The sequence below is a fragment of the Streptomyces sp. NBC_01485 genome (assembly GCF_036227125.1).
In the GTDB taxonomy this organism is placed as follows: domain Bacteria; phylum Actinomycetota; class Actinomycetes; order Streptomycetales; family Streptomycetaceae; genus Streptomyces.
This window is the reverse complement of sequence record NZ_CP109435.1, coordinates 1893525-1918403: the sequence shown is the minus strand read 5'-3', so window position 1 is coordinate 1918403 and position 24879 is coordinate 1893525. Positions and strand designations below refer to the sequence as shown.

The following is a 24879-nucleotide window of genomic DNA, read 5'->3' as shown; positions in this document are numbered from 1 at the left end:
TCAGTCGACCATGGCCGTCCGCGCCGCCGTACTGCCCGCCATCGGGGCACCGTTGGAGATCACCGGCATCGAGCTTCCGGAGCCGGGCCCCGGCCGGGTCCGGGTCCGGCTCGCCGCCGCCGGGGTCTGCCACTCCGACCTGTCCCTGTCCGACGGCACCATGCGGGTGCCGGTCCCGGCCGTCCTCGGCCACGAGGGCGCGGGCACGGTCGTCTCCGTCGGCGAGGGAGTCGAACACCTCGCGCCCGGTGACGGGGTCATCCTCAACTGGGCGCCGTCCTGCGGACGTTGCCACGCCTGCTCGCTCGGTGAGGTCTGGCTGTGCGCCAACGCCCTGAACGGCGCCGCCGAGGTGTACGCCCGCACGACGGACGGCCGGGACCTCCACCCGGGGCTGAACGTCGCCGCCTTCGCCGAGGAGACGGTCGTCCCGGCGTCCTGCGCGCTGCCCCTGCCCGACGGCATCCCCCTCACGGACGCGGCCCTCCTCGGCTGCGCGGTCCTCACCGGCTACGGCGCCGTCCACCACTGCGCGCGAGTGCTGCCCGGCGAGACGGTCGCCGTCTTCGGCGCGGGCGGAGTCGGCCTCGCCACCCTCCAGGCGGCCCGGATCGCCGGCGCGTCGACGATCGTCGCCGTCGACGTCTCCCCGGAGAAGGAGGAGCTGGCGCGGGCGGCGGGCGCCACGGAGTACGTCGTCGCCTCCGAACAGACCGCCCGCGAGATCCGCGCCCTCACCGGCGGACAGGGCGTCGACGTGGCCATCGAGTGCGTGGGCCGCGCGGTCACCATCCGGACGGCCTGGGAGTCCACCCGGCGCGGCGGCCGCACCACGGTCGTCGGCATCGGCGGCAAGGACCAGCAGGTCACCTTCAACGCCCTGGAACTCTTCCACTGGGGCCGCACCCTCTCGGGCTGCGTCTACGGCAACTCCGACCCGGCGAGGGACCTCCCGGTGCTGGCCGACCACGTCCGCGCGGGCCGCCTGGACCTGACCGCCCTGGTGACGGACCGCATCACCCTGGAGGACATCCCGGCGGCCTTCGACAACATGCTGGCGGGGAAGGGCGGCCGGGCCCTGGTGGTGTTCTAACGCAGGGCCCGCTCGTCGTCGGCCCGGGGCTCGGGTGCGGCAGGCCGCCGCCGCACCCTCGACCGGGACACCGCCACCCCCGCCAGACACAGCGCCCCGCCCGCCAGGGTGAACACCCCGGGCACCTCGCCCAGCGCCAGCCAGGACATCAGCACGACCAGCGCGGGCACGGCGTACGTCGTCGCGCCCATCCGCCCGGCCGTCGTGCGGGCCAGGGCGTACGCCCACGTCGTGAAGGCGAGCGCGGTCGGCACGACCCCCAGGTAGACCATGTTGAGCGTGGCCGACAGCGGGGCGTCGGCCGCGTCCCGCGCCAACTGCCCGGCGAACGGCAGGCACACCACCGCGCCCACCAGACACCCGAACGTCGTCACCTGGAGCGCACTCGCCCGGCCGAGCGCCGGCTTCTGCGCCACCACCCCGCCCGCGTACGCCACGGCGGCCAGCAGACACAGCACCATCCCGAGCAGCGAGGATCCGCCCCCGCCCGACATCGACAGGCCCACGACCACCGCCCCCGCGAACGACACCGCCATCCCGGCCAGCAGCCTCGGCGGCAGCCCGTCCCCGAGCAGCCGCGCGCTCAGCAGGGCGATCAGCAGCGGCCCGATGTTCACGACGAGCGCCGCGGTGCCGGCGTCCACCTGCTGCTCGCCCCAGTTGAGCGCCACCATGTAGAACCCGAACCACAGCACACCGGACACCGCTATGCCGCGCCAGGCGGACCTCGGCGGCCACCCCTCCCGCCGTACGGCGCACAGCACCCCCAGCACCAGCGCCCCGGACAGCAGCCGCCCGAGCGCCAGCGCGCCCGGCGCGTACGAGGACCCCGCGCTGCGGATCGACACGAAGGCCGAGGCCCAAGCCATGACCGTCACCAGGGCGGCACCGGCGGCGAGCAGTTCCGGACGACGAGCGCTGTTCATCATGGTCCCGAGGCCAGGAGGGGTGAGGAGCCGGAGGCGCGCGGATTTCGGACGGCCACCACGGCTCACCGCAGAGCCCCCGGCTCGATGCCCAGCAGCTCACCGAGTGCCCGTTCGCCCGTCGTCGTCACCTTCACCGCCCGCTCGGAGCCGATGCGTACGCACCAGCCCGCGTCGAGGACGTGCCGGCACAGGGCCGCGCCCGCGGCGCCCGCCAGGTGGGGTCGGCGTTCGGTCCAGTCGAGGCAGGCGCGGGCGAGCGGGCGGCGGGTCGCGCGGTCGAGCGCGATGCCGCTCCCCTCGAACCACCGCAGCCCCGCCTCGGTCAGCACGAACCCGGTGGCCCGCTCCTGGGGTGCCGGTCGCGGAGGCGTCCGTCGCGGGGGTGTCCGTCGCGGGGGTGTCTGTCGCGGGGGTGAAGCGGGGCGTTCCGAGAGCCCTGCCGCGGTCAGCAGTCCGCGTGCCGTGAGCGCGTCGGTGACGACGATGCCGAGGTGGCCGGCCAGGTGGTCGTAGCAGGTGCGGCCGCGGGCCATCGCCGAACCGGCGTTCGCGGCGCGCAGGGTGCGCGGGCGGCGGGCCGGATCCGGGGCCACCTGGGCTGCCAGGTCCTCCACGAGCTGGGCGACCCGGGTGTCGGCGAGGCGCACGTACCGGTGCCGGCCCTGCCGTTCCTCGGCGAGCAGCCCGCCCGCGACCAGCTTGCCCAGGTGCTCGCTCAACGTCGACGCGGCCACGCCCGCGTGCCGGGCCAGCTCACCGGCGGTCCAGGCCCGCCCGTCGAGCAGCGCCAGCAGGCACCCGGCCCGTGTCTCGTCGGCCAGGAGCCCGGCCAGCGCGGCCAGCCCCGGCGCCCGTACGTCCCGTACATCCCGTACGTCCCTGATGGTGTCCCTGGTGAGGTCCCTGCCGGTCATGCGTCCCAGGATGCGCCACGAACACTTCGGCGCCCGCCGAACCGTCCACGCCGAACCGTCTGTGCCCACCCGTCTACGCCGGGCGCCGCACCTGCTCGTACTGGAGCGCCAGCCCGTCCAGCAGCGCCCTCAGCCCCGTCTGGTACGCCCGCTCGTCGATCTTCTCCTGCTGCTCGGCCAGGAGGTGGGCCTGGCCGAGGTGCGGGTAGTCGGCGGGGTCGTAGGCGCTCATGTCGTCGACGAATCCGCCGGCGAACGAGCCGAGCGCGGAGCCCGTGACGTAGTACCGCATCAGCGCGCCGATGGAGGTGGCCTGCGAGGGCGGCCACCCGGCGCGGACCATCGCGCCGTACACCGCGTCGGCGACGCGCAGTCCGGCGGGACGGCGGCCGGGGCCCTGGGCGAGCACCGGGACGATGTTCGGGTGGTCGCGCAGGGCCGCCCGGTAGGAGACGGCCCAGTCGCGCAGCGCGGTCCGCCACTCCCGGCCGTCCTCGAACATCGACAGGTCGACCTGCGCGCTCACCGAGTCGGCGACGGCCTCCAGGATCTCGTCCTTCGTGCGGAAGTGGTTGTAGAGGGAGGGGCCGCTGACCCCCAGTTCGGCGGCGAGCCGACGCGTGGAGACGGCCGCCAGACCCTCCGCGTCCACGAGCGCCCGTGCGGTCTCGACGATCCGGTCGGTGCTGAGGAGGGGCTTGCGCGGTCGGGCCATGGCGCACATAGTAGGGCTGCGTGACAGAAACTAGCAGTGCTAATTTAATGTCTGACTTCTTGTCCGGCTTCCGGTCCGGCTTCCTGTGTGGGGTGATCTCGTGGTGAACCTGGGGCTCAGCGAGGAGCAGGCCGCCGTCCGGCGGCTCGCCAGGGAGTTCGTGGACCGCGAGATCGCCCCGCACGTCGTCGCCTGGGACCGTGCGGAGGACGTCGACCGGTCCATCGTCAAGAAGCTCGGCGAGGTCGGCTTCCTCGGTCTGACGGTCGACGAGGAGTACGGCGGGTCGGGCGGCGACCATCTCGCGTACTGCCTGGTCACGGAGGAACTGGGGCGCGGCGACTCGTCCGTGCGCGGGATCGTGTCCGTCTCCCTCGGCCTGGTCGCCAAGAGTGTCGCGGCCTGGGGGAGCGAGGAGCAGAAGCGGCGCTGGCTGCCGGGGCTGACGTCCGGCGAGTACGTCGGCTGCTTCGGACTGACCGAGCCCGGCACGGGGTCCGATGCCGGCAACCTCTCGACGCGGGCGGTGCGCGACGGCGACGACTACGTCATCAGCGGCACCAAGATGTTCATCACCAACGGGACCTGGGCCGATGTGATCCTGCTGTTCGCCCGGTCCACCGACGCGCCGGGACACAAGGGCGTCTCCGCGTTTCTCGTGCCGACCGACACCCCGGGCCTGCGCCGCCGCGCCCTCCACGGCAAGCTCGGGCTGCGCGGCCAGGCGACCGCCGAAGTGGTCCTGGACGGCGTCCGGGTCCCCGCCTCCGCGATGCTGGCGCCCGAGGGCAAGGGGTTCTCCGTCGCCATGTCGGCGCTGGCGAAGGGTCGTATGTCGGTCGCGGCGGGCTGCGTCGGGATAGCCCAGGCCGCCCTGGACGCGGCCGTGCGGTACGCCGGCGAGCGCGAGCAGTTCGGCGGGAAGACCATCGCCCATCATCAGCTCGTCCAGGAGCTGATCAGCGATATCGCGGTCGACGTCGACGCGGCCCGGCTGCTGACCTGGCGGGTCGCCGACCTGATCGACCGGGGCCTGCCCTTCGCCACCGAGTCCTCCAAGGCCAAGCTCTTCGCCTCGGAGGCCGCCGTCCGCGCCGCCAACAACGCCCTCCAGGTCTTCGGCGGCTACGGCTACATCGACGAGTATCCGGTGGGCAAGCTGCTGCGCGACGCGCGCGTGATGACCCTCTACGAGGGCACCAGCCAGATCCAGAAGCTGCTCATCGGGCGGGCTCTGACGGGGGTTTCGGCGTTCTGAAGCATCTGGCGGTGTTCTGAAGCGTCTGCCCGGGTGAGTATCCGTCTGAGTAGGCGCACGGATGTGGTGGCCGCCCCGTCCGCCGATGCTTCTCCCCATGAGTGAGACACCGGTCAAGCAGAACACCGCCGCCTTCTACGGCCAGGCGGTCGCGTCCTTCGCCGTGGCCATGGCGGCCACCGCCATCGGCATCTTCAAGCTGCACGCCGACGCCTGGGTGCGGTCCTTCCTCGCGATCGCCGTTCTCTACCTCGTCACGTCCGCGTTCACCCTGGCCAAGGTGATCAGGGACAAGCAGGACGCGGCGGGCCGGGCGTACGGCCCCGGCCCCTTCGAAAAGCTCTGAACGGACCCCCTGAACGGGCACACTAAGCGGGCGCTCACCTTCGGCGGTATGGTGGAGGTCTTGTATCGAGAGGGGCGGGCCAGCGATGACTACGGCGGAGGAGACAGCCGGCGGCGAGGTCGAGCCGTGGGAAGAGGTCACCCCTGACGCGGCCCGGCGACTGCTCGTCGCCGCCGTGGAGGCCTTCGCCGAGCGCGGCTACCACGCGACGACGACCCGTGACATCGCCGGCCGCGCGGGGATGAGCCCGGCCGCCCTCTACATCCACTACAAGACCAAGGAAGAGCTGCTCCACCGCATCAGCCGGATCGGGCACGACCGGGCGCTGGACATCCTGCGTACGGCCGCCGCCGGTGAGGGCGACGCCACCGCGCGGCTCGCGGAAGCCGTGCGCTCCTTCGTCCGCTGGCACGCCGGGCGGCGCACCACGGCCCGCGTCGTCCAGTACGAACTGGACGCGCTCGGGCCCGACGCCCGCGCCGAGATCCTCGACCTGCGCCGGAAGGTCGACGCCGAGGTGCGCGCGATCATCGAGGACGGCGTGGCGAGCGGCGAGTTCGACGTGCCGGACGTGCAGGGGACGACGCTGGCCGTGCTGTCGCTCTGCATCGACGTGGCCCGCTGGTTCAACGTCGACGGGCCGCGCACACCCGACGAGGTCGGCGCGCTGTACGCCGACCTCGTGCTGCGGATGGTGGGCGCGGCGAAGTAGGCCGAGGCCGTTCGGCGGTGGTGGGTCGTTCGGGGTGGGACGTCGTAGGCAGTCAGAGGTAGTAGCGGGACACGGACTCCGCCACGCACACCGGCTTGTGCCCGTTCTCACGCTCCACCGTGAAGGCGACGGTGACCTGGACGCCGCCCTTCACGTCGTCCACGCCGGTGATCGTCGCGGTGGCGCGCAGGCGTGAGCCGACGGGGACGATGTCGGGGAAACGCACCTTGTTCGTCCCGTAGTTGACGCCCATCTTCGCGCCCTCGACCTTGATCAGCTGGGGGCCGAAGCGGGGCAGCAGGGAGAGGGTGAGGTAGCCGTGTGCGATGGTGGTGCCGAACGGGCCGGTGGCGGCCTTCTCGGGGTCCACGTGGATCCACTGGTGGTCGCCGGTGGCCTCGGCGAAGACGTCGATCTGCTTCTGGTCGACCTGCAGCCAGTCGGTGTACCCCAACTGCTCGCCCACCGCCGCCTTGAGGTCGTCGGCGGAAGTGAAGATCCTCGGCTCTGCCATGTCTGTGGCCCTCTCGAGTCGCGCACTGCCCATGTCACCGTGTCATAGGTCTAAGCAACTGCTTAGCATGGTGGGGTGTAGGGGGCCATGTCAACGGGGCTGAGGTGTGAAGGGCGTGGGTAGGGTTCGCGGGTGCCGCAGATTCCCGAGAAGATCCACGAGCTCACGGTCGGCCAGCTCGCCGCGCGCAGCGGCGCCGCCGTGTCCGCCCTGCACTTCTACGAGGCCAAGGGTCTGATCAGCAGCCGCCGGACGGCGGGCAACCAGCGGCGCTACCACCGCGACACGTTGCGCCGCGTCGCCTTCGTCCGCGCGGCGCAGCGGGTCGGCATTCCCCTGGCCACGATCCGGGACGCCCTCGCCGAGCTTCCCGAGGAGCGCACTCCGACCCGGGAGGACTGGGCCCGTCTCTCGGCGGCGTGGCGCGCGGAGCTGGACGAGCGCATCAAGCAGCTCAACCGGCTCCGCGATCACCTCACCGACTGCATCGGGTGCGGCTGCCTGTCCCTTGCCACGTGTGTCCTGTCCAACCCGGACGACGTCTTCGGCGAACGGGCTTCTGGATCACGGCTGTTGGTGGAGCAGCCGGCGCGGGGCGCGTGCGGGGAGCGGTGAGGGCGGCTCGGGCTGGTGGGTGGGTCGGCGTCGCGGTGGCGCGGCGAGCCCGTCGCGTGTTGGGCGTACTGCTGTCTGCTGCCAAGTCGGACTTGGCTGTGACGAGCTGAGCGACGGCCTGAGCCGCACCACCGCGACCCGCTCCCGTTCGTCGGCGGCTTCCGGAGCGTCGTGGCGTGTGCGCCGCTCTCTTACTCGTACTCGGTTCCGCCCTTGCGGGTCAGGTAGGCGCCGCTGACTGCCTTGGCGATCGTCCTTCCGCCGGTCACCGGGCTGTAGCGCTCGTTCGACGGCCGGATCACCACGCCCTCGCGCAGGTGCAGTTCGCGGCCGGAGACCGTTTCGCCGCCGGTCGCGAAATCCAGGATGTGGTCGGCGTCGTACGGGCCCTCGAACAGGCGGGGGACCAGGGGGAGTTCGTTCTTCAGCTCGTGTGTCGCGTTGAGCCAGTGGACCTTGCCGTCGATCTCCGCGGAGACGTCGAACACCGCGTATCCGAGGGTGTCGCGGCGGCCGTCCGCTCCGTAGGTGAGGTCCTGTACGCCCGCGCCGTACACCTCCGCGAAGATGCCGATCCGGCGGGCACCGAGCCGGTCGGCGAGGCGGGCCGCCGCCTCGGGGACGCCGTGGGCGCGTACGGCCCGCCAGTAGAGGTTGCGCGGGTCCTCCGTCAGGGCCAGGGACTTCGCGCCGAAGCCCTTCGAGGAGACGTACACCCGGTCGTCGTCCGCCACGTACGTCAGCAGGCATGCCGAGCCGTGCAGTTTCTCGGTGACGATGACGGGCTCGCCGGGTTCGAAGATGCCGGGGTAGCGCTGGATGTTCTCGATGTCGACCCAGGGCAGCAGATCCGGCGCCGATTCGACCTCGCCGTTCATGGTCGGCGGGATCGGCGGTACCCACTTGACGATGCCGAGCTGTTCCGCGAAGTCGGTGCCCTCCGTCGCCGCCTGCGTCAGGTCGACGTCGGCCAGTGCCTTCGGCCGGCAGACGATCCCCTGGGACAGCTCGCCCCGGAGCCGCACCGCCTTGACCCGGTCCGACCTGCTGCCCGCCAGCCGCCCGGTCAGCCCCAGTTCCTCGACCAACTCGGCGGGGAGCAGCGACTGTTCGGGAATGTAGAGAGCGGCCTCGCCGGTGCGGTACGCACCCTTGGCGACGACCGCTCGGTACAGGCCCACCTGGGCCAGTTCGAGGGCGTCGGCGTTGGGGTGGTCGTGCACGGTCAGCACTTCGGCGGTGACGCGCAGCGTCGACATGGGGCTCCTTCAGGGACTTGGCGGGGACTCAGGTGCTGTCTCGGGTGGGTTCATCGCCTCCTACTGTCTCCAGTGGAAAGAGGTGGAGCGAATTGTTTTGGTGTTGGTAGCGTCGCTCTCTTCGGCCGACGGCGTTCGTCGTCGTGCACGGAGTCCGGATGGGATCAACTCCGGGCCGGAGAAACAGGGGGTGCGGCATCCCCGGCGCACCCCCGGTGTGCTCTCAGGCCGGCCGCGGTGGCCGGCCTTGGGCAGAGCTCAGGCCGGTGTCAGGCAGACATCAGCAGTCGTCCGCGCCTGGCGTACGCCAGGGTCTCGGCCGTGAGTACGGGGCGCGGTACGAGAATTCCGCAGTCCGCGCAGACCGGGCCCGCCGACGGTTCGTGATCCAGGTCGTACTTCCACGGCAGCCGCTCGCCGCCGCACACCGGGCAGCCCGCGCCCGGTGCCCGCTCCAGCGCGGCGATCAGCCTGCGCAGTACCTCGGCCAGCGGCTGACGGGGGTGCAGCCGCGGGTCGTCGCACCAGGCGACGCCGAAACCGCCCCAGGTCAGGCGGTGCCAGTCGTCCACACTGCCGGGCCGGCGCAGCCCGTCGTGCTTCTCCTTCTTGCGGCGCTCGGCGAACTCGACCTCGTAGGCCAGCCACACCGCCCGCGCCTCCTCCAGTTCGTCCAGCGCGGCCACGAGCCGCGCTGGATCGGGGGAGCGGTCCTCGGGTCCGAACCCGGCCCGGGAGCACAGGTGGTCCCACGTCGCGCGGTGCCCGTAAGGGGCGAACCGCTCAAGGCACTTGCGCAGCGAGTAGCGCCGCAGTGCCAGATCGCAGCGCGCGTCTCGCACCTGTCTCGCCAGACTCCGGAAACCGGCCATCGCCATGCACCTCCGTCACATCTGCACCTGTACTTCGGTCACTTCGGCGTCGTCGTACGGACGTCGTCGAATAGACGTATCGACACGCGATTCGGCTCCCTTCGATGTCCGACGATCTCCGCGAGCCGACTGGGACGACTCTGAAAAGTGACGCATGTTCATCTTCAATCTCGGGGATACCGGCGGTAACCTTCCGCCGACCCCCGTCGCTAGGAGCAAGCCGATGCCTCGGCGCACCCCCCGCACCACTCTCGACAGACTGAGAACTCCCGGCAGAATCCCCGGGTTCCTGAAGACCGTCTCTGTATGCACCCTGATTGCCGGTCTTTTGTCGCCCCTTTCCCAAGTGGCCGTGGCCGCCGAGGCCACGGCCTCGAACGACTACTGCGGCGGCCAGTGTTCCGACATCCTGCCGCCCGGCCAGAACGGCAACGCCACCCTCGCGCAGATCCTCCTCAACCAGGCCTTCGGCGCCCAGCCGGACCACGCCGAGGATCAGCTCGGCCCCTACGCCAACCTGGCCAAGGGCTACTCGACGCTCACCAACGCCACGATCAACACGTTCTTCAACGACGCGTCGTTCGGCGTGCCTTCCGATCAAGTCGCCTCCACTCTGCAGCCCGCGGGCCGGACCGACGTGACGATCGTCCGTGACAAGAAGACGGGCGTACCGCACATCACCGGTACCACCAGATACGGCACCGAGTTCGGTGCCGGGTATGCGGCAGGCCAGGACCGGCTGTGGCTCATGGACGTCTTCCGGCACGTCGGCCGGGGACAGCTCACCGCCTTCGCGGGCGGGGCTCCCTCCAACCAGGGTCTGGAACAGCAGTTCTGGCGCAACGCTCCGTACACCGAGGCAGACCTCCAGGCCCAGATCGACAACGCCATCGCGACCAACGGCGCCCGCGGTCAGCAGGCCCTCGCGGACGCCAACGCCTACCTCGCCGGAATCAACGCCTACATCGACGCCTCCGACAGCGGGCGCTACTTCCCCGGTGAATACGTCCTGACCGGACACAAGGACTCAATCACCAACGCCGGCACCATAGATCACTTCAAGATCACCGACCTGGTGGCGCTGGCCTCGGTCATCGGCTCGCTCTTCGGCTCCGGTGGCGGCGGCGAGGTCAACAACGCGATCTCGCTGCTTGCCGCGCAGGAGAAGTACGGCGTGGAGCAGGGCAGTCAGGTCTGGGAGGCGTTCCGCGAGCGCAACGATCCCGAGGCCGTCCTCACCGTCCACAACGGCGAGAGCTTCCCGTACGCCGCCAAGCCCGCGAACCCGCAGGGCGAGGCGCTGCCCGACGCCGGCTCGGTGACGACCGAGCCGCTGATCCACGACGCCACCGGCACCGGAGGCGACGCGAGCGCCACCGCCGCCTCCGCCAAGGCGACCGCGAGCGCCCTCAGTTCGGCCAGGCGGGGCATGTCCAACGCCCTCGTGGTGAGCGGGAAGGCCACCGCCAGTGGTCACCCGATCGCCGTCTTCGGGCCGCAGACCGGCTACTTCGCCCCGCAACTGCTCATGCTCCAGGAGATCCAGGGGCCGGGCATCAGCGCCCGCGGCGCCTCGTTCGCCGGCCTGAGCATGTACGTCGAGCTCGGGCGCGGTCAGGACTACGCGTGGAGCGCGACCACGTCCGGCCAGGACATCATCGACACCTACGCGGTCGAACTGTGCCAGGACGACTACCACTACCTGTTCCACGGCACCTGCACGGCCATGGACATGACCGAGCAGAAGAACGCCTGGAAGCCGACCACCGCCGACGGGACGGCCGCCGGCTCGTACACGATGCGCGTCTACCGCACCAAGTACGGACCCGTCGAGTACCGGGCGACCGTGGGCGGGAAGAAGGTCGCCTACACCACCCTGCGGTCCTCCTACATGCACGAGGCCGACTCGATCATCGGCTTCCAGATGCTGAACGACCCGGACTACGTCAAGAGCCCGCAGACCTTCCAGAGCGCGGTGCAGCACATCAACTACACCTTCAACTGGTTCTACGCCGACTCCACGCACACCGCGTACTACAACAGCGGCGACAACCCGGTGCGCGCGAGCGGCGTCGACGCCGAGTTCCCGGTGTGGGCGCAGGCGGCGTACGACTGGCGGAACTGGGTGCCGGCCACCAACACGGCCGACTACACGCCGGCTTCGGCGCACCCCAACTCCATCGACCAGGACTACTACATCTCCTGGAACAACAAGCAGGCCAAGGACTACGCCACCGCATCCTGGGGCGACGGGTCCGTGCACCGCGGCAACCTGCTCGAGGACCGGGTGAAGAAGCTGGTCGCGGCCGGCGGCGTCACGCGCGCGTCCCTGACGAAGGCGATGGCGGAGGCGGCGCTCGCGGACCTGCGCGCCGAGGACGTCCTGCCCGACCTGCTGAAGGTCGTCAACAGCTCCACGGTCACCGACACCACGGCCGCGGCCGCGGTGACCAAGCTGCAGACCTGGCTGACGGCGGGCGGTAAACGCACGGAGACCACGGCCGGTTCGAAGACGTACGCCGACGCCGACGCGATCCGCATCCTCGACGCGTGGTGGCCGCTGTTGGTCAAGGCCGAGTTCGAACCCGGTCTCGGCACCGGCCTGTACACGGCGTTCACCGCCAACCTGTGGGTCGACGAGCCCCCGTCGGCCGCCCACGGCCCGACCGGGGCGCACGCCGGAAGCTCCTTCCAGTACGGCTGGTGGAGCTATGTCGACAAGGACATCCGGGCCGTGCTCGGTGAGTCCGTGCAGGGCGGGCTGACGCAGAAGTACTGCGGCGGCGGCACCCTCGGCGGCTGCCGGGACGTCCTCATCAGCACCCTGAAGACGGCGGCCGGCAAGACCGCGGCCCAGGTCTACCCCGGCGACGACCTGTGCGCGGCGGGCAACCAGTGGTGCGCCGACTCGATCGTCCAGCGCACCCTGGGCGGCATCAAGCACGGCAACATCAGCTGGCAGAACCGGCCCACCTTCCAGCAGGTGGTGGAGTTCACCTCGCACCGGTAGTCGCTACGACGGCGGGTCGCGTCCTAACGGATGCGGCCCGCCGCCAGCACCAGCCGCGCCAGCTCGGGGTGCACGATGTCGCTGTGCGCCCCGGCCGGCGCCCCGCCGCGCCTGACCACCGCCGCCGCGTCCACGTTCACACACCCTGACGTCGGCAGGGGAGCGGCCAGCGCCTCGGCGAGCGCGTACGCGCGCGTGCCCGGTACCGCCTGCACCCCGTCGTGCCCCATGGCACCCCACTTGGCGCCCAGCATCTCCCCGACCAGCCCCTGAGAATCGCCCGCCATTCGCGAGGCCAGCGGGTACATCGTGCCCAGCGCCTGGTCGAACCGCGAGTAACAGCACACCAGGGGGCCGTCGATACGGTTCTGGTGCCCCTGGAGCACCCCGCGCGGCGCGAACGCGTAGTGCGAGAAGGCCCCTTGGAGCAGCGTCACGGACTTCACCGTGCGCACCCCCTCGGGCAGCCCGCGCAGGGCGAACGACACCAGCCGCCCGCCGAAGCTGTGCCCCACCAGATGCACCCGGACACCGGGCGTCACCGTCGCCAACCGGCCGACGAACGGCCCGAGTCCGCGCTCGCCGACCGTCCCCGCGCGCCGCTTCATCGCGTAGTACGTCGCCTGCCGCAGCAACTCGTGCGCGCCGTCCCACGGGTTGGGGAGGCTGAACTCCTCGGTATGCGACGGGGATTGGAGTGCGGCCAGGGCCTGGGCGAACTCCTCGCAGGCCGCCGTCGTCGAGCCCGTGAACATCTCCGGCTCGTCCTGCGGCACCCCCTCCGCCAGCGTGTCCGCCGCGAACAGCGCCTGCGGTCCCGGCGGCACCACGTCCACGAGCAGCCGCACCAGCCGCCCGAACTCCTCCAGTTCGGCTCTCCCGGGCGGCCGCTGCTCCAGCATCCGCGCGATCTGGTCGATCACCGTGGCCCGGCCCGGGAACGTCTCCAGGAGGTCGTGCCGGGTGTCCTCGTCCAGCGCGGTGCGGGGCGTCGGGTCGGTCGCCGCGGAGTGCGGGAAGTCGGGGATCGGCTCGTCCGAGAAGCGCATCGACGGCCACACCACGCCGACGTAGCCGATCTTCGCGGCCGGGGCGAGCGCGGGGACGGGGGCGAAGAAGCGGCTGCAGAGGCGGGTCGCGGCGGAGCGGTCGCAGTTCCAGCCGTGCGAGAAGAGGAGCAGGTCACGGACGCCGCGCCGCTTCACCTCGGTCAGCAGCCGGTCCCGCTGTCCGCCGTCGACATCCCCGTCGGCGTCGAAGGTCAGCGCCCAGTAGGGAGTCACGCTCATCGCCGGATCCGCCATGACAGGCCCCCTCGCCCCGAAGCGGTGCGCCAAGTGCGCGCATCGTCCTGCGAACAGAGGTAATTGGCTATACGTCACGGCTCATCCGTACAAAAGATAATGTCGTCGCGTCCGCCGGAACGTGGCCGGTACCTGTGCGGGGCGTCCGTGGCCCCTTTCCTGACACATACCGACCGGTTAGTCTGGCGCTCGAGCCGATTCGCTGCGTGTCGAAGGAGACCGATGGTGGGAGCCGTGCAGGATGCCGGAGTGGTCGTGACCGGAGCCGGGGGCGGCATCGGGGCGGCGCTGGCCCGCCGCTTCGCCGCCGAGGGGGCCCGGGTCGTCGTCAACGACCTGGACGCCGGGCGGGCACAGGCCGTCGCCGACGAGATCGGCGGGATCGCGGTCCCCGGCGACGCCGCCGCGATCGTCGACCGGGCACGGGAGGCGCTCGGCGGCACCGTCGACGTGTACTGCGCCAACGCCGGGGTCGCCTCGGGCGGCTCGGAGGCGGCCGACGAGGCCGTATGGGCGCTCGCCTGGGACGTCAACGTCATGGCGCACGTCCGCGCGGCGCACGCGCTGCTGCCGGACTGGCTGGAGCGCGGCCGGGGCCGGTTCGTGTCCACCGTCTCCGCGGCCGGACTGCTCACCATGATCGGCGCCGCCCCCTACAGCGTCACCAAGCACGGCGCGTACGCCTTCGCCGAGTGGCTGTCGCTGACCTACCGCCACCGGGGGATCAACGTCCACGCGATCTGCCCCCAGGGCGTCCGCACCGACATGCTGGACGCCACCGGCAGCGCGGGCGACCTGGTGCTCAAGCCGACCGCGATCGAGCCGGAGGCCGTCGCGGACGCCCTGTTCAAGGGCATCGCCGAGGACCGTTTCCTGATCCTGCCGCACCCCGAGGTCGCCGGGTACTACCAGGTGCGGGCCGGTGAGCCCGACCGCTGGCTGACCAACATGAACCACCTCCAGCAGAAGTGGGAGGCCGCCGAATGACCGAGCCCGCCTCCCGATACGCGGCCCAGCCGTGGCTGGCCCTCCTCGACGACGCCCAGCGCGCCCCGATCGACCCGGCCGCCTCCCTCGTGCACGCCTTCCGCCGGTCCGTCGCCGAGGCCCCCGACCGCACCTGCCTCGCCTACTTCGACGGCCGGCTCGGCTACCGCGAGGTGGACGAGCTCAGCGACTCCGTCGCCGGTCACCTCGCCGCCCGCGGCCTCGCGCCCGGCGACCGGGTCGCCGTCCTGCTGCAGAACTCCCCGCACTTCGTCCTCGCCCTGCTGGGCGCCTGGAAGGCGGGCGCGACGGTCGTCCCCGTCAACCCGATGTACAAGTCGGGGGAGGTCGCCCACGTCCTGCGGGACGGCGAGGTGGCCGCGCTGATCTGCTCCGACCGGGCCTGGGAGTCGTATCTGCGGGAGACGGTCGCGGACTCGGCGGTGTCGATCGTGCTCACCGGGTGCGAGTTGGATTTCCAGACGCGCACCGACGCGCGCGTGCTCGCTTTCGAACGGCTCCCGCAGGCGGCCGACGCCGACGACCTCACCGCCGTCGCCCGTGCCGGACACAAGGCCCCCGAGGGCCGCGATCCCGTCTCCGACGGCATCGCCCTGATCAGCTACACCTCCGGCACCAGCGGCGCCCCCAAGGGCGCCACCAACACGCACGGCAACATCATGTTCAACGCCGAGCGGCAGCGCACCGGGCTGCACCTGCCCGAGGCGCCCGTCTACTACGCGCTCGCGCCCCTGTTCCACATCACCGGCATGGTCTGCCAGCTCGGCGCCTGTCTGAACAGTGCGGGCACGCTCGTGCTGACGTACCGCTTCGAGGCGGGGGTGGTGCTCGACGCGTTCGCCGAGCACGCGCCGCACTACACCGTCGGCCCGTCGACCGCCTTCATGGCGCTGGGCGCGCACCCGGCCGCCACCCGCGAGCACTTCGCCTCCTTCGTGAACATCTCCTCCGGCGGCGCGCCCGTGCCGCCGGCCCTGGTGGAGAAGTTCCGCGCCGGCTTCGGGCCCTACCTCCGCAACGGCTACGGGCTCACCGAGTGCACCGCGCCCTGCGCCTCCGTCCCGCCCCACCTGGAGGCGCCGGTCGACCCGGCATCCGGGACCCTCGCCGTCGGCCTGCCCGGACCCGACACTGTCGTACGCATCCTCGACGAGCAGGGCGCGGAGGTGCCGTTCGGCGAGCAGGGGGAGATCGTCGTCCGGGGGCCGCAGGTCGTGCCCGGGTACTGGCGGCGGCCCGACGCAACCGCCGAGACCTTCCCCGGCGGCGAGCTGCGCACCGGCGACATCGGGTTCATGGACGAGCAGGGCTGGCTGTACGTCGTCGACCGCAAGAAGGACATGATCAACGCGTCCGGCTTCAAGGTGTGGCCGCGCGAGGTCGAGGATGTGCTGTACACCCATCCGGCGGTGCGCGAGGCGGCCGTCGTCGGGGTGCCGGACGGGTATCGCGGGGAGACCGTGAAGGCGTACATCAGCCTGCGTCCGGGGGCCGAAACGGATGCCGATACGCTCGCCGCCTACTGCAAGGACCGACTGGCGGCGTACAAGTATCCGCGGCAGGTGGAGATTCTGGCCGACCTGCCGAAGACGGCGACCGGGAAGATCCTCCGCCGGGAACTGCGCACCCGCGCGCGTGACCAGGAGAACGGGCACGGCCAGTAGGACGAGCAGCAGTACGCGCACGACCGGCAGAGCGAGACGGAAGGCAGGTGGCGGCAGTGCCCAGGACGACGGACGGCCCAGAGGCTCCTGTTCCGCAGCGGCTCCTCGCCGCCGCCACCCGGCTCTTCGCCGAGCAGGGCTACGACCGCACCTCGGTGCAGGAGATCGTCGAGGCGGCGGGCGTCACCAAGGGGGCGCTGTACCACTACTTCGGCTCCAAGGACGACCTGCTGCACGAGGTGTACGCGCGCGTGCTGCGCGTCCAGCAGGAGCGGCTGGACGCCTTCGCGGACGCCGAGGGGCCGATCGAGGAGCGGCTGCGGGGCGCGGCGGCCGACGTCGTCGTCACGACCATCGACAACCTCGACGACGCGAACATCTTCTTCCGCTCGATGCACCACCTGAGCCCGGAGAAGTACAAGCAGGTGCGCGCCGAGCGCCGGCGCTACCACGAACGCTTCCGCGCCCTCGTCGAGGAGGGTCAGGAGGCCGGTGTCTTCTCCACGGCGACCCCGGCCGACCTGGTGGTCGACTACCACTTCGGGTCCGTGCACCACCTGTCGACCTGGTACCGCCCGGACGGCCCGATGACCCCCCAGGAGGTCGCGGACCAGCTCGCCGACCTGCTGCTGCGAGCCCTGCGTCCCTGACGGCCGGACGCGGTAGATGCGGGAGATGCGGAGAGGGAGCCCCGGCGGCACTGCTGCCGGGGCTCCCTCGTTTCCACAGGTACTTCTTCGACTACAGGTACTTCTTCAACTCCCGTCGCGCCAGCGAGCGTTGGTGCACCTCGTCCGGGCCGTCGGCGAGCATCAGGGTGCGGGCGCTCGCGTACAGCTCGGCCAGCGGGAAGTCCTGGCTGACGCCGCCCGCGCCGTGCAACTGGATCGCCCGGTCGAGGATGCCGACGACCGCACGGGGCGTGGCGATCTTGATGGACTGGATCTCCGTGTGGGCGCCCTTGTTGCCGACGGTGTCCATCATCCAGGCCGTCTTCAGCACCAGCAGCCGCAGTTGCTCGACGGCGACCCGCGCGTCCGCGATCCAGTTCTGCACCACGCCCTGCTGGGCCAGCGCCTTGCCGAAGGCTTCGCGGGAGACGGCCCGGCGGCACATCAGCTCGATCGCCCGCTCCGCCATGCCGATCAGCCGCATGCAGTGGTGGATCCGGCCGGGACCGAGCCGCGCCTGCGCGATGGCGAAGCCGCCGCCCTCCTCGCCGACCAGGTTCGTCACCGGTACGCGCGCGTGATCGAAAACCACCTCGGCGTGGCCGCCGTGGGAGTGGTCCTCGTACCCGAACACCTGCATGGCCCGCTTGACCGTGACGCCCGGCGTGTCGCGCGGCACCAGCACCATCGACTGCTGACGGCGGATGTCGGCCCCGTCCGGGTCCGTCTTGCCCATCACGATGAAGATCCTGCAGTCCGGGTTCATCGCCCCGGAGATGTACCACTTACGCCCGGTGATCACGTACTCTCCCCCACTCTCGGCTTCGCTCGAGCGGGAGGTGCCCCCCTCGTCGCGCTCGATGAGCGTGGTGATGTTCGTGGCGTCGGAGGAGGCCACCTCCGGCTCGGTCATCGCGAACGCCGAACGGATCTCGCCCGCGAGCAGCGGCTCCAGCCACTGCTTCTTCTGCCGCTCGTCGCCGAACTGCGCGAGCACCTCCATGTTCCCGGTGTCCGGCGCGGCGCAGTTCAGGGCCGTCGGCGCCAACTGCGGGGAACGGCCCGTGATTTCGGCCAGCGGCGCGTACTGGAGGTTCGTGAGGCCGGCGCCGTGCTCGGCGTCGGGGAGGAAGAGGTTCCACAGGCCCTGCCTGCGCGCCTCCGCCTTCAACTCCTCGACCACGGCCGGGGTGTCCCAGGGGGAGGCCAGCGCGGCCCGCTGCTCCTCCGCCACCGGCTCGGCCGGGTAGACGTACTCGTCCATGAAGGCGAGCAGCTTGGCGCGGAGTTCCTCGGTGCGGGCGTCGAACGCGAAGTCCATGGCCGGTCAGCCTTCCTGAAGAGTGGTCAGTCCGTGCTCGATGAAGACGGGGACGAGCTCCCCGATGCGGTCGAAGCCCCGTCCGACCGTCTGGCCCAGCGTGTACCGGTAGTGGATGCCCTCCAGGATCACGGCGAGCTTGAACCAGGCGAACGCCGTGTACCAGGAGACCGCCGAGACGTCCCGCCCCGACCGCGCCGCGTACCGCTCGATCAGCTCGGCGGGCGCCGGGTGCCCGGCGGCCGAAGCGGTCGTGGAGATGGGGGAGTTCGGCAGCTCCAGCGGCATGCTGTACATCACCAGCAGGCCCAGGTCGGTCAGCGGGTCGCCGAGCGTCGACATCTCCCAGTCGAGGATCGCCCGGATCCGGTCCTCGCCGTCGATGAGCACGTTGTCGAGCCGGTAGTCGCCGTGCACGACGGACGGCGCGGGGGAGTCCGGCAGTTGCCGCCCGAGCGCCGCGTGCAGTTCGTCTACGCCGGCCAGCTCACGGGTGCGGGAGGCGTCCAACTGCTTGCCCCAGCGCCGCAGTTGCCGGTCGAGGAAGCCCTCGGGCCGGCCGAAGTCCGCGAGGCCCACCTCGACGGGGTCCACCGCGTGCAGTTCCACGAGGGTGTCGACGAGGGACAGCACCGCGTTCCGGGTGCGCTCCGGGCCAAGCGGGAGAAGCTCGTCGGCCGTGCGGTACGGGGTGCCCTCGACGAACTCCATGACGTAGAACGGCGACCCGAGCACCTCCTCGTCCTCGCACAGCAGCACCGGGCGCGGCACCGGCACACTCGTCGGGTGCAGCGCGCTGATCACCCGGTGCTCGCGCCGCATGTCGTGCGCGGTGGCCAGGACATGCCCGAGCGGCGGCCGCCGTACGACCCACTTCGCCGCGCCGTCGGTGACCGCGTAGGTGAGGTTCGACCGTCCGCCCTCGATCAGCCGGCCAGTGAGCGGGCCGTGGACCAGACCGGGCCGCTCGCGCTCCAGCAGGGCGCGCAGCCGGTCGAGGTCGAGTCCGGGCGGGTGGTCGGGGCTCATGCGTCACTCCTACGGACGGGTGGGCGTGGTGAACGGGACCCGCCCATCATGCCGACCGGTCGGTATGGAGTCCAGTGGGGGTACCCAACGTGATCGGGGCCACCCTAGGCCGACGGCTCCCCGCGCAGAAGCGCGGGGAGCCGTCGACAGGCGTATTCAGGTCGCGGTCAGCGCCGGTCCCGAACGGCGATCAGTGATCGTCCCAGTGGCCGTCGTGCTCGGCGTGCCGGTGGCCGTCGTGCACGTAGTCCACGTGGTCGCCGTGCCGCACGCGCGTGTGCCCGCAGTCCTCGCCGTGCCGGTGCTCGTGCCCGTCGTGGGCCACGTGCCCGCCCGGCTCGCACTCGTCCCAGTGGCCGTCGTGCGCACGGTGCAGATGCCCGTCGTGGGCATAGTCGACGTGGTCGCCGTGGCTCACCTCGGTGTGCCCGCAGTCCGGACCGTGCGTGTGCGTGTGGGCGGAGTGTTCGGCATGGAGGGTGGTCATGAGGTGCTCACCTTCGAAGAGCGGCTGCGGGTGTGACGTCGGACAGGGTGCCACGCGAAATCCGCATAACGGGTCATTCGGCTTGCGTGGCGTCCGCGTACCCCGGAGGGTCGGACCATGAAGGCCATCAGCTACTCACGCTACGGCGGCCCCGAGACACTCACATTCGGTGAGGTACGAGACCCCAAGGTCGGCCCCGACTCGGTACTGGTGAAGGTCCGGGCGGCGGCCGTGAACCCCATCGACTGGAAGGCCCGCGAGGGGTACCTGGACCCGGTCTTCGACGCCGTCTTCCCGGTGGTCCCCGGCTGGGACGTCTCCGGCGTCGTCGTGCAGCTCGGGTTCTCCGTCGCGGAGTACGCGATCGGCGACGAGGTCATGGGCTACGTCCGCGAGGACTTCCTCTCCCGCGGCACCTTCGCCGAGTACGTCGCCGCCCCGGTGCGCACCCTCGCCCGCAAGCCGCGCAACCTCACCTGGGAGGAGGCCGCGGGCCTGCCGCTGGCCGGGCTCACCGCCTACCAGGTGCTGATGAAGGCGCTCCAGGTGAAGCGCGGCGAGACCGTCCTCGTGCACGCGGCGGCGGGCGGCGTCGGCTCCATCGCCGTGCAGCTCGCCCGGCATCTGGGAGCCCGGGTGATCGGCACGGCGAGCGAGGCCAACCACGACTTCGTGCGCTCGCTGGGCGGCGAGCCCGTGACCTACGGCGAGGGACTGTCCGAACGGGTGCGCGGACTGGCCCCCGAGGGTGTGGACGCGGCCTTCGACACGATCGGCGGCGAGACGCTGAAGGTCTCCGCCAACCTGCTGGCCCCGGAAGGGCGCCTGGTGTCCATCGCCGACGGGGACGTCGTCGGCTACGGCGGCCGGTACTACTGGGTCCGGCCCGATGCCGACGACCTCACCCGGCTGGCGGAACTGGCCGAACAGGGCGTGGTGTCCGTGCACGTTTCCGACACCTTCCCGCTGGAGCGCGCGGCCGACGCCCACCGGCTCAACGAGGAGGGCCGCACCCGGGGCAAGATCGTGGTCACGGTGGACTGGGACGCGGAGGGCGCGGAGGACGCGGACGGTACGGCGTAGGAGTCGCGGAGGACGCGGACGGTACGGCCTAGGAGTCGGGGACGGTCCGGCGTAGGAGTCAGAGCACCAGCGCCGCGGCGCACGCCGCCGTGGCCACCGTGCACAGGACCGCCGCCGTGGCGTGCCGCGGGGTGAGGGCCGCCGGGCTCGACGTGGCGGCGAGGGCGCGGATCCGGTGGTGGGCGAGCGCCAGGAACGCCAGCCACAGACCGCAGGCCAGCGCGCAGACGACGACCCCGGACACGGACACACCGCCGTGCAGCGAGGCCCTCACCGCGAGTACGGCGGCCACGGTGCTCGCCAGCGTCGTCCGCCGCCAGGCCAGCCGGGTCCGCTCGGGCTGCAGCCCCGGATCGCGCACCGGCACGACCGCGCCGCTCACCCCTCCCACCCCACCAGCACCACGACGACCATCGCCACGGCCACCACCGCGACCACCACGCCCAGCAGCGCCGGGAACCTGGACGCCGGCAGATCCTCGCCCCGGCGCATCGCCCGCTCGCAGCGCATCCAGTGGTTCACCGCGCGCAGGGAGCACAGCACGCCCGCCGCCAGCAGCGCGAGCGCCAGCCCGACCCGCCAGCCCCAGCGCAGGTCCGGCAGGAACTGGTCCACCGCGAAGCCCCCGCCGATCAGCGCGAGCGCGGTGCGCAGCCAGGCCAGGAACGTACGCTCGTTCGCCAGCGAGAACCGGTAGTCGGGCGTGCTGCCCTCCTCGCGGATCTGCTCGGGCGCGAACCACAGACGGACGTTCTGCACGAACTCGATCACCCGCAGGACCCTACCCGCCCCCACCCACCGCCTGCTCCGCCCTTCTCCGCTCCCCTCCGCCCTGCTCAGCCCGCCGTCCGGTGCGCCCGGAGCCGCTCGTACGCCGCGAGCCCGTCCGGCACCCACGCCCAGCCGGACAGCCGCCGTTCGACCTCAGCCTCGGGCAGGAAGTCGTGCCAGGCGACCTCCTCCACCTGCGGGTTCACCGGCAGCTCGCAGCGGACCTCGTACACGGCCGACCACCAGCTTCCGGCCGCGCCGTCCTCGTAGAGGAACTTGAAGAGGAACTCCGGGCGCGCCAGACCGCTCACCCCCAGCTCCTCCTCGGCCTCCCGCAGGGCGGCGTCGTCGTAGGACTCGCCCGCGCCGACCACCCCGCCGACGAACATGTCGTACAGGGAGGGGAAGACCAGCTTGGTCGGGGTGCGGCGGTGCACGAAGATCCGGCCCTCGGCGTCCCTGGCCTGGATGAACACGCAGCGGTGGCGCAGTCCCTCGGCGTAGGCCCGCCCGCGCGGGGACCGCCCGACGACCCGGTCGTTCTCGTCGACGATGTCGAGGATCTCGTCAGCAGCGCTCATGGCCCCATCCAAGCAGGCGGAAATCCAAGCAGGCCGGAATCCAGGCAGGCCGGACGCCGACGCCCCGTGCTGCCGGCCGTCGACGCCTACTGGGGCTGGAGGTCCGGCACCCGCTCGTGCGGGGCCGTGCCCCGGGGCATCGCCGGGTGCAGTCCGAGGAGGACGATGCCCGCGACGATCGCCGCCAGCCCCGCCGCCTCCCAGGCCAGTGCGCCGGTGTCGGTGTGCAGCCGGTCACCGAGGAAGCCGACCCCGCAGATGATCCCGGCGAGCGGCTGGGCCGCCGTCAGCGCGGGCAGGGACATGCGCAGCGGGGCCGTCTCGAAGGCGCTCTGGACCAGCACCAGCCCGGTCACGCCGAGGGCCAGCACCGCGTACGGCTGCCAACTGGTCAGCAGCTCGCCGAGGCCGTCGGCGGAGAAGCGCTGCCCGCTGACCCGGGTCAGCGCGTCCTGGACGCCGTACAGCAGACCGGCCGCGGTGGCCAGCAGCACCGGGCCCGCGCTCAGGCGCGAGCGTTTGGCGTACGTGGTGAGCAGCAGGGCCGTGCCGATCATCACGCCGATGATCAGCCAGTGCCGCAGCGGATCGGTGACCGCGCTGCCGCCGCGCGGTTCGCCCGCCACGATGAACGTCGTCACCCCGCCCGCCAGCAGGGCCAGGCCCGACCAGCCCTGGCGGCCCAGCGGCTGCTTCGTCTGGCGGCGGGAGAGCGCGAGGGCGAACAGCAGGTTCGTCGCGAGCAGCGGTTCCACCAGGGAGATCTCGCCCTGGCCGAGCGCGATCGCGCCCAGCACCATGCCGGCCACCATGAGGCCGATGCCGCCCAGCCAGCGCGGCACCCTGATGAGGTCGAGCAGCAGCCGAGGCGAGAGGAAGTCGCCGAGCGGGGCCCTCTGGGCGGCGTTCTGCTGGAGCACGAATCCGAAGCCCAGGCAGCAGGCGGCGCTCACGGCGAGGACCAGAACCAGAACCGACACGCTGCGTACCTCGATCATCCGGTCGGACCACGGACGGGGTGCGTAGTGGCCGACTGTAGCGTCCCAGCGCTCCCGGTGCCCTGGGAGTGCCGGGAACTCTGCTCCGGGAGTACCCGGAGCCGGGCGGTTGACTCGGCCGCGGCACCCGGGGACGGGCCCGGGGGTGCGGGACGACCGTACGGCCATGGTGGGCGCTGCGGCCGGGCCGCGCCATGGCGCACGCCACACCACCGGCCCACGCCCGGTCTGAGAGACGGGTAACGAGAGACGGGTAACGAGAGGTGGGTCATGAGAGGCGGGTAAGAAGTCATGACGCAAATCTGACGGCCGCCCTGGATCACTGGCCCCGCCGGGCCCCCGAGTGCTCGAATGGAAGGGTGAACCCCGAACCGTCCGGACCCTCCGAACCATCCGGAGCGCCTGAGGCACCCGGCGGACGCGGCGCCCCCGTCGGCCGCCGCGTCTTCCTCGGCACCCTCGCGCTCGGCGCCCTGGGGGTCGTCGCCGCGCCCCCGCTCCAGCGCGGCCTGGAGGCCTTCCTCGGCAGCGCCGCCGACAACGACCCCACCGGCCTCACCGGCCTGCTCCCCAACGGCGGCGGCTTCCGCTACTACTCGGTGACGTCCTCCGTCCCGCACAAGAACGCCGTGAACTACCGCCTCACCGTCGACGGCCTGGTCGACCGCCCCCACACCTACACCCTGGCCGACCTCAGGGCCCTGCCCCAGACCCGGATGGTCAAGGACGTCCAGTGCGTCACCGGCTGGCGGGTGCCGGGCACGCCCTTCGAGGGCGTCCGGCTGTCCGCCCTGCTCGACGCGGCCGGAGTCAAGGCCAAGGCCGGCGCGATCCGCTTCACCTGCTTCGACGGCGCCTACACCGAGAGCCTCACCCTCGCCCAGGCCCGCCGCGCCGACGTCCTGGTCGCGCTGCGCATGCAGGACAAGGACCTCGGCCACGACCACGGCGGCCCGGTCCGCCTCTACGTGGCGCCCATGTACTTCTACAAGTCCGCCAAGTGGCTCTCCGGCATCACCGTCACCGAGAAGGTGAAGCCCGGCTACTGGGAGGACCGTGGCTACGACGTCGACGCCTGGGTCGGCCGTTCGAACGGACGCGACGATGAGCCTACGAGCTGAGGCGCCGGCCGCCCCGACCGTCCGCCGCTTCACCCGCGCCGAACGGTGGGTGCACCGCACCACGGCCGTCCTGATGGGCGTGTGCGTGGTGACGGCGGCCTTCCTGTACATCCCGGAGTTCGCCGAACTCGTGGGCCGCCGTGAGCTGGTGGTCCGCGTCCACGAGTGGGCGGGCCTCGCGCTGCCCGTGCCCGTCCTGGCGGGCCTGGCCTCCCGCGCCTTCCGCGCCGACCTCGGACACCTCAACCGCTTCGGCCCGCACGACCGGCGCTGGCTGCGCGCCGCCCTGCACCGCGACAAGCGCCGGGAGTCGCGTCCGGCGGCCAAGTTCAACGCCGGGCAGAAGGTCTACGCGGCCTGGATCGCCGGGGCGACCCTGGTGATGCTCGGCACGGGCCTGCTCATGTGGTTCACCCACCTCACCCCGATCATGTGGCGCACCAGCGCGACCTTCGTCCACGACTGGCTGGCGCTGACCGTCGGCGTCGTCCTGGCCGGCCACATCGGCATGGCCCTGGCGGACCCGGAGTCCCGCCGCGGCATGCGCACGGGCTCGGTTACCCGCGAGTGGGCGGAGCGGGAACACCGCCTGTGGCGCCCGTAG

General features: G+C 71.7%; 26 protein-coding genes. 12 read left to right on the top strand and 14 right to left on the bottom strand.

Annotated elements, in window-relative coordinates; translation table 11 throughout:
* Positions 1–10: 10 nt before the first annotated feature.
* A complete protein-coding gene (locus OG352_RS08870) occupies positions 11–1093 on the top strand; it encodes a Zn-dependent alcohol dehydrogenase (protein ID WP_329215838.1) in 1083 nt (360 codons plus the stop codon).
* Here the strand turns inward: OG352_RS08870 and OG352_RS08865 are convergent.
* The 3 genes from OG352_RS08865 to OG352_RS08855 all read right to left on the bottom strand — a co-directional run bounded on the left by OG352_RS08865 (position 1090) and on the right by OG352_RS08855 (position 3651).
* Positions 1090–2022, bottom strand: coding sequence for a DMT family transporter (locus OG352_RS08865; protein WP_443072187.1), 933 nt, complete (start codon positions 2020–2022; stop codon positions 1090–1092). The genes OG352_RS08870 and OG352_RS08865 overlap by 4 nt on opposite strands.
* A gap of 62 nt (positions 2023–2084) precedes the next feature.
* A complete protein-coding gene (locus OG352_RS08860) occupies positions 2085–2936 on the bottom strand; it encodes an ArsR/SmtB family transcription factor (RefSeq protein WP_329215837.1) in 852 nt (283 codons plus the stop codon).
* A 73-nt stretch (positions 2937–3009) separates the two neighbouring features.
* Positions 3010–3651: a TetR/AcrR family transcriptional regulator gene (locus tag OG352_RS08855; protein WP_329215836.1), complete on the bottom strand. Its 642-nt coding sequence runs from the start codon at positions 3649–3651 to the stop codon at positions 3010–3012.
* A 103-nt stretch (positions 3652–3754) separates the two neighbouring features.
* On the opposite strand from OG352_RS08855, the gene OG352_RS08850 reads away from it, so the two are divergent.
* From OG352_RS08850 to OG352_RS08840, 3 genes are all read left to right on the top strand, one after another.
* Positions 3755–4909 (top strand): acyl-CoA dehydrogenase family protein, encoded by a 1155-nt coding sequence (locus OG352_RS08850; protein WP_329223763.1) that lies wholly within the window; start codon positions 3755–3757, stop codon positions 4907–4909.
* Positions 4910–5006: 97 nt separating this feature from the next.
* Positions 5007–5255, top strand: coding sequence for a YiaA/YiaB family inner membrane protein (locus tag OG352_RS08845; RefSeq protein ID WP_329215835.1), 249 nt, complete (start codon positions 5007–5009; stop codon positions 5253–5255).
* An 85-nt stretch (positions 5256–5340) separates the two neighbouring features.
* Positions 5341–5967 carry a TetR/AcrR family transcriptional regulator gene (locus tag OG352_RS08840; protein WP_329215834.1) on the top strand — a complete coding sequence of 209 codons (627 nt, stop codon included), beginning with the start codon at positions 5341–5343 and terminating at the stop codon, positions 5965–5967.
* A 52-nt stretch (positions 5968–6019) separates the two neighbouring features.
* On the opposite strand, the gene OG352_RS08835 is transcribed toward OG352_RS08840, so the two are convergent.
* Positions 6020–6481, bottom strand: a complete 462-nt coding sequence (locus OG352_RS08835; RefSeq protein WP_329215833.1) for a MaoC family dehydratase — start codon at positions 6479–6481, stop codon at positions 6020–6022.
* Between the two features lie 132 nt (positions 6482–6613).
* Here OG352_RS08835 and soxR point away from each other — a divergent pair, with 132 nt between their 5' ends.
* Complete coding sequence (gene soxR, locus OG352_RS08830; RefSeq protein WP_329215832.1) at positions 6614–7096, top strand: redox-sensitive transcriptional activator SoxR; 483 nt, start codon at positions 6614–6616, stop codon at positions 7094–7096.
* 191 nt (positions 7097–7287) lie between these two features.
* On the opposite strand, the gene OG352_RS08825 is transcribed toward soxR, so the two are convergent.
* Positions 7288–8355 carry an RNA ligase (ATP) gene (locus OG352_RS08825; RefSeq protein ID WP_329215831.1) on the bottom strand — a complete coding sequence of 356 codons (1068 nt, stop codon included), beginning with the start codon at positions 8353–8355 and terminating at the stop codon, positions 7288–7290.
* A gap of 269 nt (positions 8356–8624) precedes the next feature.
* Complete coding sequence (locus OG352_RS08820) at positions 8625–9227, bottom strand: hypothetical protein (protein WP_329215830.1); 603 nt, start codon at positions 9225–9227, stop codon at positions 8625–8627.
* Positions 9228–9450: 223 nt separating this feature from the next.
* On the opposite strand from OG352_RS08820, the gene OG352_RS08815 reads away from it, so the two are divergent.
* On the top strand, positions 9451–12237 hold the full coding sequence (locus OG352_RS08815) for a penicillin acylase family protein (protein ID WP_329215829.1): 2787 nt from the start codon (positions 9451–9453) through the stop codon (positions 12235–12237).
* 23 nt (positions 12238–12260) lie between these two features.
* On the opposite strand, the gene OG352_RS08810 is transcribed toward OG352_RS08815, so the two are convergent.
* Entirely contained in the window at positions 12261–13541 is a 1281-nt protein-coding gene (locus tag OG352_RS08810; RefSeq protein WP_329215828.1) for a serine-threonine protein kinase, read from the bottom strand.
* A gap of 222 nt (positions 13542–13763) precedes the next feature.
* Here OG352_RS08810 and OG352_RS08805 point away from each other — a divergent pair, with 222 nt between their 5' ends.
* Genes OG352_RS08805 through OG352_RS08795 form a run of 3 tightly spaced genes read left to right on the top strand, consistent with a single transcriptional unit; the run spans position 13764 to position 16863 of the window.
* Positions 13764–14528, top strand: a complete 765-nt coding sequence (locus tag OG352_RS08805) for an SDR family oxidoreductase (protein WP_329215827.1) — start codon at positions 13764–13766, stop codon at positions 14526–14528.
* Complete coding sequence (locus tag OG352_RS08800) at positions 14525–16213, top strand: class I adenylate-forming enzyme family protein (RefSeq protein WP_329215826.1); 1689 nt, start codon at positions 14525–14527, stop codon at positions 16211–16213. Before OG352_RS08805 ends, OG352_RS08800 begins: the two co-directional genes overlap by 4 nt.
* A 56-nt stretch (positions 16214–16269) precedes the next feature.
* Positions 16270–16863 carry a TetR/AcrR family transcriptional regulator gene (locus OG352_RS08795; protein WP_329215825.1) on the top strand — a complete coding sequence of 198 codons (594 nt, stop codon included), beginning with the start codon at positions 16270–16272 and terminating at the stop codon, positions 16861–16863.
* Between the two features lie 91 nt (positions 16864–16954).
* Here the strand turns inward: OG352_RS08795 and OG352_RS08790 are convergent, their stop codons facing one another.
* The 3 genes from OG352_RS08790 to OG352_RS08780 all read right to left on the bottom strand — a co-directional run bounded on the left by OG352_RS08790 (position 16955) and on the right by OG352_RS08780 (position 19721).
* Complete coding sequence (locus OG352_RS08790; protein ID WP_329215824.1) at positions 16955–18205, bottom strand: acyl-CoA dehydrogenase family protein; 1251 nt, start codon at positions 18203–18205, stop codon at positions 16955–16957.
* Between the two features lie 6 nt (positions 18206–18211).
* Entirely contained in the window at positions 18212–19234 is a 1023-nt protein-coding gene (locus OG352_RS08785) for a phosphotransferase family protein (protein ID WP_329215823.1), read from the bottom strand.
* A gap of 190 nt (positions 19235–19424) precedes the next feature.
* A complete protein-coding gene (locus OG352_RS08780) occupies positions 19425–19721 on the bottom strand; it encodes a hypothetical protein (RefSeq protein WP_329215822.1) in 297 nt (98 codons plus the stop codon).
* Between the two features lie 117 nt (positions 19722–19838).
* Here OG352_RS08780 and OG352_RS08775 point away from each other — a divergent pair, with 117 nt between their 5' ends.
* Complete coding sequence (locus tag OG352_RS08775; protein ID WP_329215821.1) at positions 19839–20804, top strand: NADP-dependent oxidoreductase; 966 nt, start codon at positions 19839–19841, stop codon at positions 20802–20804.
* A 58-nt stretch (positions 20805–20862) separates the two neighbouring features.
* On the opposite strand, the gene OG352_RS08770 is transcribed toward OG352_RS08775, so the two are convergent.
* From OG352_RS08770 to OG352_RS08755, 4 genes are all read right to left on the bottom strand, one after another.
* Positions 20863–21186, bottom strand: a complete 324-nt coding sequence (locus OG352_RS08770; protein WP_329215820.1) for a DUF202 domain-containing protein — start codon at positions 21184–21186, stop codon at positions 20863–20865.
* On the bottom strand, positions 21183–21575 hold the full coding sequence (locus OG352_RS08765) for a YidH family protein (protein WP_093774611.1): 393 nt from the start codon (positions 21573–21575) through the stop codon (positions 21183–21185). Before OG352_RS08765 ends, OG352_RS08770 begins: the two co-directional genes overlap by 4 nt.
* A gap of 65 nt (positions 21576–21640) precedes the next feature.
* Positions 21641–22156, bottom strand: coding sequence for an NUDIX hydrolase (locus OG352_RS08760; protein ID WP_329215819.1), 516 nt, complete (start codon positions 22154–22156; stop codon positions 21641–21643).
* 86 nt (positions 22157–22242) lie between these two features.
* Complete coding sequence (locus OG352_RS08755; RefSeq protein WP_329215818.1) at positions 22243–23136, bottom strand: DMT family transporter; 894 nt, start codon at positions 23134–23136, stop codon at positions 22243–22245.
* Positions 23137–23513: 377 nt separating this feature from the next.
* On the opposite strand from OG352_RS08755, the gene OG352_RS08750 reads away from it, so the two are divergent.
* Positions 23514–24275: a molybdopterin-dependent oxidoreductase gene (locus OG352_RS08750; RefSeq protein ID WP_329215817.1), complete on the top strand. Its 762-nt coding sequence runs from the start codon at positions 23514–23516 to the stop codon at positions 24273–24275.
* Positions 24259–24879, top strand: coding sequence for a cytochrome b/b6 domain-containing protein (locus OG352_RS08745; RefSeq protein ID WP_329215816.1), 621 nt, complete (start codon positions 24259–24261; stop codon positions 24877–24879). Before OG352_RS08750 ends, OG352_RS08745 begins: the two co-directional genes overlap by 17 nt.

Excerpts from the sequence above, each read along its gene's own strand:
- OG352_RS08870 (WP_329215838.1), top strand. The coding sequence starts at position 11 with ATGGCCGTCCGCGCCGCCGTACTGCCCGCCATCGGGGCACCGTTGGAG.
- OG352_RS08865 (WP_443072187.1), bottom strand. The coding sequence starts at position 2,022 with ATGATGAACAGCGCTCGTCGTCCGGAACTGCTCGCCGCCGGTGCCGCC.
- OG352_RS08860 (WP_329215837.1), bottom strand. The coding sequence starts at position 2,936 with ATGACCGGCAGGGACCTCACCAGGGACACCATCAGGGACGTACGGGAT.
- OG352_RS08855 (WP_329215836.1), bottom strand. The coding sequence starts at position 3,651 with ATGGCCCGACCGCGCAAGCCCCTCCTCAGCACCGACCGGATCGTCGAG.
- OG352_RS08845 (WP_329215835.1), top strand. The coding sequence starts at position 5,007 with ATGAGTGAGACACCGGTCAAGCAGAACACCGCCGCCTTCTACGGCCAG.
- OG352_RS08840 (WP_329215834.1), top strand. The coding sequence starts at position 5,341 with ATGACTACGGCGGAGGAGACAGCCGGCGGCGAGGTCGAGCCGTGGGAA.
- OG352_RS08835 (WP_329215833.1), bottom strand. The coding sequence starts at position 6,481 with ATGGCAGAGCCGAGGATCTTCACTTCCGCCGACGACCTCAAGGCGGCG.
- OG352_RS08825 (WP_329215831.1), bottom strand. The coding sequence starts at position 8,355 with ATGTCGACGCTGCGCGTCACCGCCGAAGTGCTGACCGTGCACGACCAC.
- OG352_RS08820 (WP_329215830.1), bottom strand. The coding sequence starts at position 9,227 with ATGGCCGGTTTCCGGAGTCTGGCGAGACAGGTGCGAGACGCGCGCTGC.
- OG352_RS08815 (WP_329215829.1), top strand. The coding sequence starts at position 9,451 with ATGCCTCGGCGCACCCCCCGCACCACTCTCGACAGACTGAGAACTCCC.
- OG352_RS08810 (WP_329215828.1), bottom strand. The coding sequence starts at position 13,541 with ATGGCGGATCCGGCGATGAGCGTGACTCCCTACTGGGCGCTGACCTTC.
- OG352_RS08805 (WP_329215827.1), top strand. The coding sequence starts at position 13,764 with ATGGTGGGAGCCGTGCAGGATGCCGGAGTGGTCGTGACCGGAGCCGGG.
- OG352_RS08800 (WP_329215826.1), top strand. The coding sequence starts at position 14,525 with ATGACCGAGCCCGCCTCCCGATACGCGGCCCAGCCGTGGCTGGCCCTC.
- OG352_RS08790 (WP_329215824.1), bottom strand. The coding sequence starts at position 18,205 with ATGGACTTCGCGTTCGACGCCCGCACCGAGGAACTCCGCGCCAAGCTG.
- OG352_RS08785 (WP_329215823.1), bottom strand. The coding sequence starts at position 19,234 with ATGAGCCCCGACCACCCGCCCGGACTCGACCTCGACCGGCTGCGCGCC.
- OG352_RS08780 (WP_329215822.1), bottom strand. The coding sequence starts at position 19,721 with ATGACCACCCTCCATGCCGAACACTCCGCCCACACGCACACGCACGGT.
- OG352_RS08775 (WP_329215821.1), top strand. The coding sequence starts at position 19,839 with ATGAAGGCCATCAGCTACTCACGCTACGGCGGCCCCGAGACACTCACA.
- OG352_RS08760 (WP_329215819.1), bottom strand. The coding sequence starts at position 22,156 with ATGAGCGCTGCTGACGAGATCCTCGACATCGTCGACGAGAACGACCGG.
- OG352_RS08745 (WP_329215816.1), top strand. The coding sequence starts at position 24,259 with ATGAGCCTACGAGCTGAGGCGCCGGCCGCCCCGACCGTCCGCCGCTTC.